The organism is Mycobacterium sp. E3298 (assembly GCF_001666895.1).
GTDB lineage: Bacteria > Actinomycetota > Actinomycetes > Mycobacteriales > Mycobacteriaceae > Mycobacterium.
Genome location: NZ_LZJB01000293.1, coordinates 1 through 10750 on the forward strand (window position 1 = coordinate 1; position 10750 = coordinate 10750).

Consider the following 10750-nt stretch of genomic DNA (forward strand, 5'->3'; position numbering starts at 1 on the left):
CCCACTACTGCATCGGCGCGAACCTGGCCCGCATGACCATCAACCTCATCTTCAACGCGGTCGCCGATCACATGCCGGACCTCAAGCCGGTCGGCGAGCCCGAGCGGCTGCGGTCGGGCTGGCTCAACGGAATCAAGCATTGGCAGGTGGACTACACCGGCAAGACCGCGGTGACGTCCTGATGGACTTCAATCTCACTGCGACGCAACAAGCCGTCGCGGATGTGGTGACGTCCGTTCTGGATCGGGACCTCGGCTGGGACGCGTTGGTCAGCGGCGGGGTGACGGCGCTGCCGGTGCCCGAGCGCCTCGGCGGCGACGGCGTCGGCCTGCCCGAGGTCGCCACGGTGCTCACCGAGATAGGCCGCCACGGCGCCATCACGCCGGCGCTGGCCACCCTCGGCTTCGGCGTGGCGCCGCTGCTTGACCTGGCGTCCGATGAACAACAGGACCGGTTCCTGGCCACGGTCGCCAAGGGCGGCGTGCTGACGGCCGCGCTGAACGAGCCCGGCGCCGCGTTGCCCGACCGGCCGTCGACCACCTTCGCCGACGGCCGGCTGTCGGGCACCAAAGTGGCTGTGCCGTATGCCGAATCCGCCGACTGGATGGTCGTGACCGCGGACAGCGCGGTCGTGGTGGTGTCGCCGAAGGCCGACGGTGTGGCGGTGGTCAAGACGCCGACATCGAACGGTGCGGACGAGTACAGCGTCACGTTCGCCGACGTCGCTGTCGGCGACTCCGATGTGCTCGCCGGCGCCCAGGCGCATCGGGTCAATCAGCTCGCCTTGGCGGCCGTCGGCGCCTACGCCGACGGGCTGGTGGCCGGGGCGCTGCGCCTCACCGCGGACTACGTGGCCAACCGCAAGCAGTTCGGCAAGCCGCTGTCCACGTTCCAGACGGTGGCGGCGCAGCTGGCGGAGGTCTACATCGCCTCGCGCACCATCGATTTGGCGGCCAAGTCGGTGGTGTGGCGGCTCTCCGAAGGCCGGGACGCCGACGACGACCTGGACGTGCTCGGCTACTGGATCACTTCGCAGGCCCCGCCGGTGATGCAGACCTGCCATCACCTGCACGGTGGCATGGGCATGGACATCACCTACCCGATGCACCGGTATTATTCCACGATCAAGGACCTGTCCCGGCTGCTGGGCGGTTCTTCTCATCGTCTCGACCTGGTGGGAGCGCAATGTTCATAGACCTCACTCCGGAGCAGCGTCAGCTGCAAGCGGAACTGCGGGAGTACTTTTCGAACCTGATCTCGTCCGACGAGATGAAGGCGATGGAGCAGGACCGGCACAACGAGGCCTACCGCGCGGTGATCCGGCGGATGGGCCGCGACGGCAAGCTCGGGGTGGGGTGGCCAAAAGAGTTCGGCGGCTTGGGCTTCGGGCCCATCGAGCAGTCGATCTTCGTCAACGAGGCACATCGGGCCGACGTTCCGCTGCCCGCGGTCACGCTGCAGACCGTCGGGCCGACGCTGCAGCAGTTCGGCAGCGAGGCGCAGAAAAAGAAGTTCCTGCCGGCGATCTTGGCGGGCGAGGTGCACTTCGCGATCGGTTACAGCGAGCCCGAGGCCGGCACCGACCTGGCGTCCCTGCGGACGACCGCCGTCCGTCAGGGCGACGAGTACATCGTCAACGGCCAGAAGATGTGGACCACCGGCGGACACGACGCCGACTACATCTGGCTGGCCTGCCGCACCGACCCGGAAGCCGTTAAACACAAGGGCATTTCGATCCTGATCGTGGACACAAAGGATCCCGGGTTCTCCTGGACGCCGATCATCCTGTCCGACGGCGCCCACCACACCAACGCCACCTACTACAACGACGTGCGGGTGCCCGCCGACATGCTGGTCGGCGAGGAGAACGGCGGCTGGCGGCTCATCACCACCCAGCTCAACAACGAACGTGTCATGCTCGGCCCCGCGGGCCGCACGGCCGGCATCTACGACCGCTTGCACGCCTGGGCGTCCAAGCCGGGCAGCGACGGGATCACCCCGATCGACCACCAGGACGTCAAGCGGGCCCTCGGTGAGATCCACGCGATGTGGCGAATCAACGAGCTGCTCAACTGGCAGGTGGCCGCGGCCGGTGAAGACATCAACATGGCCGACGCCGCCGCCACGAAAGTCTTTGGCACCGAGCGGATCCAGTACATCGGCCGGCTCGCCGAGGAGATCGTCGGCAAGTATGGCAACGCGGCCGACTCGGACACCGCGGAGCTGCTGAACTGGCTGGACTCGCAAACCAAGCGCAACCTGGTCATCACCTTCGGTGGAGGCGTCAACGAAGTCATGCGAGAAATGATCGCGGCGGCAGGCCTCAAAGTGCCGAGGGTCCCTCGATGACCGACACGGACGACATCAAGAAGGCTGTCGCCGAGATCACGTCCACTGTCGTCGCCGCACCCCGCACGGGCCGGGATCCGGTCAACCAGCCGATCATCAACAACTGGGTCGAGGCGCTGGGCGACCGCAACCCGATCTACGTCGACGAGGCCGCGGCCAAGGCCGCCGGTCATCCCGGCCTTGTCGCGCCCCCGGCGATGATCCAGGTGTGGACGATGTTCGGACTGGGCGGCGAGCGTCCGACGGACGATCCCATGGGTCCGATCATGGAATTGTTCGACGGCGCAGGCTATGTCGGCGTGGTCGCCACCAACTGCGAGCAGACCTACCACCGGTATCTGCGTCCCGGCGAGCGGGTGACCGTGCACTCCGAGATGCGTGACGTGGTCGGGCCAAAACAGACCGCTCTCGGCGAAGGCTGGTTCATCAACCAGCACATCACCTGGCGCGTCGGTGACGAGGATGTCGCCGAGATGGCATGGCGCATACTCAAATTCAAGCCGCGCGAGACATCCGAGACGGCGCGGTCTTCGATTCCCGAGGATTTGGACGCCGACGCCCTAATGCGCCCGGCGGTTTCCCGGGACACCGCGTTCTTCTGGGAGGGTGTCAAGGCACACGAGCTGCGCATTCAGCGGCGGCCCGACGGCAGCCTGCAGCACCCGCCGGTGCCGGCGGTGTGGCAGGACAAAGAGCAGCCGATCGACTTTGTGGTGGCCGGCGGCACGGGCACGGTGTACAGCTTCGTAGTGCACCACGCGCCCAAGGTTCCCGGGCGCACGCTGCCCTTCGTGATCGCCCTGGTCGAACTCGAGGAAGGGGTCCGGATGCTGGGCGAGCTGCGCGGGGTCGACCCTGCCGCGGTGAAGATCGGAATGCCTGTTCGCGCAACCTATATCGACTTTCCCGCCGGTGAGTCCGGCCCGGAATGGACCCTGTACGCATGGGAGCCCCAAGCATGAGTGCGCCCGTCGTCGAAGTGGGTACGAAGCTGCCTGAGCTCAAGATCGAAGGCACGCCCACCTTCATCATCTCGACGGCCATCGCCACCCGCGACTTTCAGGACGTGCACCACGACCGGGATCTGGCCCAGGCCAAGGGATCGAAGGATATCTTCGTCAACATCCTCACCGACACCGGGCTGGTACAGCGCTTCCTGACCGACTGGGCCGGGCCGACCGCGATGATCAAGTCGATCGGTCTGCGGCTGGGCGTGCCGTGGTACGCCTACGACACCATCACCTTCTCAGGTGAGGTGACCGCGGTGGAGGACGGGTTGATCACGGTGAAGGTGTTCGGCCGCAACAGCCTTGGCGACCACGTCATCGCGACCGCCACGCTCACGATTGGGGACGCTTAATGTTGTCGGCTAAGGCCGCCATCGTCGGCATCGGTGCCACCGACTTCTCGAAGAATTCCGGCCGAAGCGAGCTGCGCCTGGCGGCCGAGGCGGTTCTGGATGCGCTCGACGACGCGGGCCTCAAGCCGTCGGACGTCGACGGCCTCACCACCTTCACGATGGACAGCAACAACGAGACCGCGGTGGCGCGTGCGACCGGCATCGGCGACCTGAGATTCTTCGCGCAGACGGGTTACGGCGGCGGTGCGGCGTGCGGGACCGTCGCACACGCAGCAGCGGCCGTCGCGACCGGGCTGGCGGACGTCGTGGTGGCCTACCGCGCGTTCAACGAACGGTCCGGCCAGCGTTTCGGTCAGGTGCAAAGTCGCCTCGCGGGGACCCCTGGGGCGCAGGCCGATTCGACGGCAGCCGACAACTCCTTCTCGTATCCGCATGGCCTTTCGACACCGGCCGCGCAGGTGGCCATGATCGCGCAGCGGTACATGCACTGGTCCGGTGCCACCAGCCGTGACTTCGGCGCCATCTCGGTCGCAGACCGCAAGCACGCGGCCAAGAACCCGAAGGCGTACTTCTACGAGAAGCCGATAACCATTGACGACCACCAGAATTCGCGGTGGATCGCCGAGCCGTTGCGGCTGCTGGACTGCTGCCAGGAGACCGACGGCGCGGTGGCCCTCGTGGTGACCTCCGTGGAGCGGGCGCGAGACCTCAAGCAGCGGCCCGCCGTCATCGAGGCGGCGGCCCAGGGCGCCAGCCCCGACCAGTACACCATGGTGAGCTACTACCGCTCCGAACTCGGCCTGCCCGAGATGGGTGTGGTCGGCAAGCAGCTCTGGCAGCAATCGGGCCTGAAGCCGGACGATATTCAGACCGCCGTGATCTACGACCACTTCACTCCGTTCACACTGATTCAGTTGGAGGAGTTGGGATTCTGCGCCAAGGGCGAGGCCAAAGACTTCATCGCCAACGGCGCGGTCGAGGTGGGCGGTCGGCTGCCGATCAATACCCACGGCGGCCAGCTCGGTGAGGCCTACATCCACGGGATGAACGGAATCGCGGAGGGTGTCCGGCAATTGCGCGGGACCTCGGTCAACCCGGTCCCCGACGTCGAGCACGTCCTCGTCACCGCGGGAACCGGCGTGCCCACGTCGGGCCTCATCCTCGGCTAACGCTGCCATTCGCGTTCGAGTGTGCGGCCTGCCGCACGTTCGCGTTCGACTGTGCGGCCTCCCGCACACTCGACGGCAGTCGGCTAAGAACGCGCGACGACCGAATACACGGTCTCCATGCCGCGCCGGCCCTTGATCTCGACCTGCTCCGAGTGGCCCCAGACATATTCCGGCTCAACGGCATCGCGCACGCGGCTGCTGACCATCACGGCCGGGCGCCCGGCCCGCCCGGCGATGCCGGCCAGCCGGAACGCCACGTTGGTCGCGTCGCCAATCACGGCCGTGACCGTTCTCGTCATCGCGGCGATCGCGGCCCGGCCCTGCACCACCCCCCAACCCATGCGGATCGGCGAGCCGTCTGGGCTACGCAGCGGCAGCGTGGGCCCGATCTCCTCGACCCTCCGGTTCGCGGCGAGCGCGAAGTCGATCGCGAGCTCGTTAGCCTTCGGAATGGTCCGCAGTTCCCACACCGCATACAGCGCATCGCCGGCGTAATGGTTGAGCGTGCCCCGATGGGCGCGCAGGACGAGGTTGAGTTCGTGCCACAGATAGTTCAGGCTCTGGGCGATCACCCTGTTGTCGGTCACTTCGGAGATCGTCGAGTAGTTGGTGATATCCCCGACCACCATGACCATGGTCTCCTCGACGATGCGGGTCAGGGTCGGGCTTGTGTTGGTTATTCCGGCGGCAGTGAACCGGTCCGATCGGAAGATGAGCAGGACGTCGCCTATCGAGATCCGGTCCTCGGGCTTGATGGGGACCTGGACGGCGCGCTCAAGCGGCATGCCATTGAGCAACGTCCCGTTGGTGCTGGTGTCGATGAGGTAAGCCCGGTCGGTGCTGACGTCCAGGCGAATCTCGAGGTGGTTGCGGGAGACGTTCGGATCGGGAATGACCAGTCGGCGCTGTTCGTCGATGCCCGCGCACTGACGGCCGACGAATAATTGATCGAAGATCGGCACGATCTTCTCGCCGCCATTCAAGTGCACGACGAGATTGGCCAGTGGCTTGTCCCACCAATCGGAGCCCATGGGTTAACGGCCTCGCCGCACTCGAACGGCCGCCTGCGCGAGCGAGACTCGTCGTTGTCTGCCCCGCCCGCCCTGACCACCGTGTGCACACACTAAGCGTCTGCCGTCTGAAGATGCTGAGCTGTTAGCTGCAGGGGTAATCGTATCCGACGCTCAGCGGGTGAGAGCTGGTTGCGCTTCGAGAGCCGCCCGGGCCGCTTTCCGCCCGGCTTTCAGGGCCGCATCGATGTTTTTGAAGTCCAACGGACCGATCGCTGAGACGTCCGGCTCGATGATCGCCGTGACTCGGGGGAGCTCGCGCAGGTTCCACTTGGGGGCCGCGAGTTCGACACTGCGAAGCAACGTGTCCTGCAGCGGTGGCAGGGCTACATCCGTCCCGGTCACGAGCCGCCGGACGAACGCGGGAGGCTGAAGCTTCGCCGGCAGCGGGCCAAAGCCCTTCGATGGCACCCAAGTCGTGCGCAGATCGACGCATATCACCTCGCCGTCCGGATCGGCGCACATCACGTCGGCCGGGAGGATGTTCATCAGTCCGCCGTCGACGAGCAGCCGTTCCCCATGCTGCACCGGCGGCAGGAGACCGGGTATCGAAATCGATGCGCGCACCGCGACCCACAGCAGCCCACGGCGATGGACGATCTGATCGCCCGTGATGATGTCGGTGGAGACGGAGAAGAACTCCCTCGGCAGCTGCTCGATCAGGGTGCTGCTGCCGAAGAATCCCTCGATCAGACGGTCGACACGGCGACCTCGCGTGAGGGCTATCGCAGGGATCGTGTAGTCGCTGACCGGCCTGGTCTCCGCGACGTACTTCCGTGCCGCCGCGGTGCATTCCCGCGCGTCCAGACCCAGCGCGAAGGTGGCGGCAGCGAGGGCACCGGAACTGGTCCCGCCGAACCGGTCGATGACGAGGCCCGCCCGAGTGAGCTCTTCGTAGACCCCGTAATGCGCGAGGCCCCGAGCGCCGCCACCCCCCAGCACGAGACCGAGAGATCGGCCGGCGATTCGGCGGGCCAGCGCGCCGATCCCGTCGGCGTCGGCGGGATGATGTGAGACCGGCGCCAGCAGATCCCACCAGCTCGGGTCCGGCACGACGCCGCAAGTGACGAGGTGGACCGGCCCTTCGGTCACGGGTGGTTCGAGCGCTTGCGGCGGATGGGCGTGATCGGCGACGACCACGACCCGGTCGCTTTGCGCGGTGACATACCGTCGCCAGCTGTCGCCCGAGCCCCGCTCGGCCACCAGCAAGACCCAATCGTTGCTTCGCTCGACGCGGTCGAGGGTCTCGCTGAACGTGTCGACGAGCTCGCCGTAATGATTGGCCGCGGCCGTCGTCTCGACGGGCGGCGCGACGACGGCAGCCTGGCCGTGCGATCTCAGCAGGGTCGCGATCGCATCGACGATCGGGGCGGCGACCGCATCTCCGGTCGACACCACGCCGACGACCCGGCGACCGCGAGAGACGGTGGCGGCTCGTGACTCGCGAAGCATCACCGCCATCGCCCGGAACATCGCCGATTGCAGCTGCGGCGCCTTGGCGAGCACCTCGCTGAACGTGTCGGCGGCGATCCTCCAGACGACGCCGTCCCGAAGGGCTCGTACCCCGGCCGAGCGAGCGGCGCCGGTGATCACGCCCAGGTCTCCGATCGAGTCACCTGATGCCATCTCACGAAGCACCTGTCCGTCGAGGCCGATGGCCGCGAATCGTCCCGAGGCGATTACATAGATGGCGTCCGACGGGTCGCCCAGGTGAAAGAGCCACTCGTTGGCGGAAACGTGCTGACGACCTACGGTTTTCCTGAGCAGGTCGAGTTGTGCGTCGTCGATCTCGGCGAATATCGGAATGCTCCGCAGTGCGGTTCCCTCGTCGGCCGCACGCGGTTCGGGCGACTGCCCTTCAGCGACCATGAAAGGACGAAAGCATATTGCGCCGTTTAGCGGTAGTCCGTACGGCGCAAATAACCTACTTGTGGACCAGTTCGACGCCGCTGAGCACGACGGCGTTGTCGCGCGAAGGCGCGACAACGCTCGCCACAAAACGGCCGTCCTCTTTCCACACGTTGACGCGCAGCGTCTCGCCCGGGAACGCCACGCCGGCGAAGCGCGCGCCGTACGCGGCCACCGCGCCGGCGTCGCCGTCCAGCAGCGTGTCGACGATCGCCTTGCACGTCATGCCGTAGGTGCACAGGCCGTGCAGGATCGGTTGCGAAAAGCCATTGGCCGCCGCGAATTCCGGGTCTGAGTGCAGCGGGTTGCGGTCGCCGCACAGTCGGTAGAGCAGCGCCTGCTGCGGCAGGATCGGCACCGCAACCTCCACGTCGGGTGCCCGGTCCGGCGCGGCGTCCGACGTCGATGGCCCACGCTCGCCGCCGAATCCGCCCTCGCCGCGGGCGAAGATGGACCGCCGCTGCGTCCACAGCAGCGTGCCGTCGGGCGCGCTGACGGTCGTCTCGCTCCAGATCACCGCGGCCTTGCCCTTGTCCCAGATGTCGGTGAACCGGGTGACGGCGCGGGCCGAACCCGAGGGCGGCAGCGGGCCGGGCACCTCCACCCGCTCGCTGGCGTGCAGCACCTTGCCCAGCTCGATGTCGATGCCGGGGAATTGCACGGTCGGCGGTTTGGTCATGTGAAAGGACGCCGCCACGTTGCCGAACGTCGGCAGCACCTGCGGTGTGTCGTCAACCAGGTAACGCAGTTCGCGGGGGTCCATCGGATCCTTGCCGGCGCCCAACGCCAAGTGGTAGAGCTGCACGTCGCTGCTCGTCCACGAGAAATCGATCGGGTCCAGCTCGGCGGCCAGTGCGACGTCGACGTCGATGGGCATCAGCGTTCCCCCGCAATGTGCAGCGCGGCCAAGTAGCCGAACGTCATCGCCGGGCCGATGGTCCCGCCCGGACCCGGGTACGTGTGGCCCATCACCGGGGCGCTGACATTGCCTGCGGCGTAAAGGCCTTCGATGATCGAGCCGTCGTCGCGCAGCGCGCGGCCGTGGACGTCGGTGCGCACGCCGCCCTTGGTGCCCAGGTCACCGGGCACCATCTTGGCGGCGTAGTACGGAGCCTGGGCGAGTTCGCCCAGGTTGGGATTCGGCTTGTTGGTCGGGTCGCCGTAGTAGCGGTCGTACGCGCTCTCGCCGCGGTGGAAGTCTTCGTCGACGCCGGACCTGGCGAAGCCGTTGAATCGCGCCACCGTCGCGGTGAAGTCCGCGACCGGCAGCCCGGCCTTCTGCGCCAGCTCCTCGAGGGTGTCGGCGGAGATAATGACCCCCGACTCCAGCCACTTGCGGGGAATGCGTTGTCCCGGCTGCAATCCCGCGAAGATGTAGCGGTCCCGGTACTGCTGGTCGAACACCAGCCACGCCGGAATGTTCTCGCCCGGCCCGGGGCCCTGGCCGTATTCTCCGCCGTACATGTGGTGGCAGGCCTCGACGTAGGGCATCGACTCGTTCATGAACCGCTTGCCCGACATGTTGACGATGATCGATCCCGGCGAATTGCGCTCGGACAACGCGAACCACGGCGCGCCCACCAGCGGCACGGTCGGGCCCCACCAGGCGTCTTCCATCAGTTCGAGTGCGGCGCCCAGCTTTTCGGCCGCGACGATGCCATCGCCGGTGTTGGCCTTGGCGCCGACGGTCCACTCGGTGGTGATCGGCGCGCGCTGATATTTCACCCGCATCTGCTCGTTGTGCTCGAAACCGCCCGAGGCCAGGATCACCCCGCGCCGGGCCCGGATCAGCCGCGGCTCGGCAGACTCCGACGCGCCGCTGTCGCGGACGTAGACGCCGCGCACCACGCCGTCCTCGACGTACAGGTCGGTCAGCGCGGTGTTGAGCAGCACCGGGACGCCGGCCTGCTGCAGTCCGATCCGCAGCGGGCCGATCAACGCCCGGCCCATGCCGACGAGGTTCTTACCGGTCGCCTTCGCCCACATGGTGCGGGCGCCGACCTTCAGGCTGCGGGCCACGCCCCGCGGGTGGCGCTTCAGCTGGTTCAGCCGCACGTAGTCCTGTTGCATCACAACGACGTTGAGCGGCACCTTGCCGTATGCCGGCTCGAGCCCGGGCATGTCGGCGCCCAGCTTGCGCGCGTCGAACGGCTTCGGCTCGATCGAACGTCCCTCGGCGCGACCGCCCGGCGCCTCCGGGTAGTAGTCGGAGTAGCGCGGAACCCAGCACATCTTCAGCGGGGTGTGCTTGAGCACGAACGAGAGCATCTCGGGTCCACGCTCGAGGTACGTGTCGATGCGTTCCGGCTCGACGACGTTGCCGATGATGCCGTGCAGGTAGGTCCGGGCCGCCTCCGGGTTGTCCCGGACGCCGTCACGCTTGAGCACCTCGTTGTTCGGAATCCAGACGCCCCCACCCGAGCGGGCGGTCGAGCCGCCGAAGTGCGCAGCCTTCTCGATGACTACTGTGGAAAGGCCCCGGTGAGCGGCGGTAAGCGCAGCTACCATGCCGGCTCCGCCGCTGCCGACCACGACGACGTCGAGCTCCTGTGCTGTCATGTAGAACACGTTATAGAATTGCCCGGGCCGGGCGCTACTGGGCCGGTCACACGAACGAGGGGACTTCTGCAGATGCTCAGTGTTGCGACACGAGACGAGCTTGCTGCCGACCTGGCGCAGGCTGAGCGGAGCCGCTCACCGATCGCTCCGCTGACCGCCGTTCATCCGGAGATCGACGTCGTCGACGCCTATGAGATCCAGCTGATCAACATCCGGCAGCGGGTGGCCGAGGGAGCCCGTGTGCTGGGCCATAAGGTCGGCCTGTCGTCGAAGGCGATCCAGCAGATGATGGGGGTCGACGAGCCGGACTACGGGCATTTGCTCGACGAGATGCA

9 protein-coding genes and 2 pseudogenes are annotated in these 10750 nt (G+C 67.0%); 7 read left to right on the forward strand and 4 right to left on the reverse strand.

Annotation, left to right across the window (positions count from 1 at the left end):
• The 6 genes and pseudogenes from A9X05_RS13810 to A9X05_RS13835 all read left to right on the forward strand — a co-directional run.
• Positions 1–182: pseudogene (locus tag A9X05_RS13810) on the forward strand (steroid C27-monooxygenase); the annotation flags it as partial.
• Positions 182–1195 (forward strand): acyl-CoA dehydrogenase family protein, encoded by a 1014-nt coding sequence (locus A9X05_RS13815; protein WP_067752376.1) that lies wholly within the window; start codon positions 182–184, stop codon positions 1193–1195. The pseudogene A9X05_RS13810 and the gene A9X05_RS13815, both read left to right, overlap by 1 nt.
• Entirely contained in the window at positions 1186–2349 is a 1164-nt protein-coding gene (gene fadE29 / locus A9X05_RS13820) for an acyl-CoA dehydrogenase FadE29 (RefSeq protein ID WP_067752379.1), read from the forward strand. The genes A9X05_RS13815 and fadE29 overlap by 10 nt, the downstream gene beginning before the upstream one ends.
• Positions 2346–3311 (forward strand): bifunctional MaoC family dehydratase N-terminal/OB-fold nucleic acid binding domain-containing protein, encoded by a 966-nt coding sequence (locus A9X05_RS13825; RefSeq protein WP_067752382.1) that lies wholly within the window; start codon positions 2346–2348, stop codon positions 3309–3311. Before fadE29 ends, A9X05_RS13825 begins: the two co-directional genes overlap by 4 nt.
• Positions 3308–3709 (forward strand): MaoC family dehydratase, encoded by a 402-nt coding sequence (locus A9X05_RS13830; RefSeq protein WP_067752385.1) that lies wholly within the window; start codon positions 3308–3310, stop codon positions 3707–3709. Before A9X05_RS13825 ends, A9X05_RS13830 begins: the two co-directional genes overlap by 4 nt.
• Complete coding sequence (locus A9X05_RS13835; protein WP_067781990.1) at positions 3709–4878, forward strand: lipid-transfer protein; 1170 nt, start codon at positions 3709–3711, stop codon at positions 4876–4878. The genes A9X05_RS13830 and A9X05_RS13835 overlap by 1 nt, the downstream gene beginning before the upstream one ends.
• An 83-nt stretch (positions 4879–4961) precedes the next feature.
• On the opposite strand, the gene A9X05_RS13840 is transcribed toward A9X05_RS13835, so the two are convergent.
• From A9X05_RS13840 to kstD, 4 genes are all read right to left on the reverse strand, one after another.
• Positions 4962–5909 carry an adenylate/guanylate cyclase domain-containing protein gene (locus tag A9X05_RS13840; protein WP_067781994.1) on the reverse strand — a complete coding sequence of 316 codons (948 nt, stop codon included), beginning with the start codon at positions 5907–5909 and terminating at the stop codon, positions 4962–4964.
• Positions 5910–6062: 153 nt separating this feature from the next.
• Positions 6063–7817, reverse strand: coding sequence for a patatin-like phospholipase family protein (locus A9X05_RS13845; RefSeq protein ID WP_067781997.1), 1755 nt, complete (start codon positions 7815–7817; stop codon positions 6063–6065).
• A gap of 55 nt (positions 7818–7872) precedes the next feature.
• The gene (locus tag A9X05_RS13850; protein ID WP_067782000.1) at positions 7873–8733 is read right to left on the reverse strand and encodes a MaoC family dehydratase; all 861 of its coding nucleotides are present in this window, start codon (positions 8731–8733) and stop codon (positions 7873–7875) included.
• Positions 8733–10415: a 3-oxosteroid 1-dehydrogenase gene (gene kstD, locus A9X05_RS13855; protein WP_067782003.1), complete on the reverse strand. Its 1683-nt coding sequence runs from the start codon at positions 10413–10415 to the stop codon at positions 8733–8735. The genes A9X05_RS13850 and kstD overlap by 1 nt, the downstream gene beginning before the upstream one ends.
• A 72-nt stretch (positions 10416–10487) precedes the next feature.
• Between kstD and A9X05_RS13860 the strand changes: the two are divergent.
• Positions 10488–10750 (forward strand): annotated as a pseudogene (locus A9X05_RS13860) (2-keto-4-pentenoate hydratase); the annotation flags it as partial.

What these genes read in the sequence shown, in the direction of transcription:
- A9X05_RS13815 (WP_067752376.1), top strand. Translation starts at nt 182, where the DNA reads ATGGACTTCAATCTCACTGCGACGCAACAAGCCGTCGCGGATGTGGTG.
- fadE29 (WP_067752379.1), top strand. Translation starts at nt 1,186, where the DNA reads ATGTTCATAGACCTCACTCCGGAGCAGCGTCAGCTGCAAGCGGAACTG.
- A9X05_RS13825 (WP_067752382.1), top strand. Translation starts at nt 2,346, where the DNA reads ATGACCGACACGGACGACATCAAGAAGGCTGTCGCCGAGATCACGTCC.
- A9X05_RS13830 (WP_067752385.1), top strand. Translation starts at nt 3,308, where the DNA reads ATGAGTGCGCCCGTCGTCGAAGTGGGTACGAAGCTGCCTGAGCTCAAG.
- A9X05_RS13835 (WP_067781990.1), top strand. Translation starts at nt 3,709, where the DNA reads ATGTTGTCGGCTAAGGCCGCCATCGTCGGCATCGGTGCCACCGACTTC.
- A9X05_RS13840 (WP_067781994.1), bottom strand. Translation starts at nt 5,909, where the DNA reads ATGGGCTCCGATTGGTGGGACAAGCCACTGGCCAATCTCGTCGTGCAC.
- A9X05_RS13845 (WP_067781997.1), bottom strand. Translation starts at nt 7,817, where the DNA reads ATGGTCGCTGAAGGGCAGTCGCCCGAACCGCGTGCGGCCGACGAGGGA.
- A9X05_RS13850 (WP_067782000.1), bottom strand. Translation starts at nt 8,733, where the DNA reads ATGCCCATCGACGTCGACGTCGCACTGGCCGCCGAGCTGGACCCGATC.
- kstD (WP_067782003.1), bottom strand. Translation starts at nt 10,415, where the DNA reads ATGACAGCACAGGAGCTCGACGTCGTCGTGGTCGGCAGCGGCGGAGCC.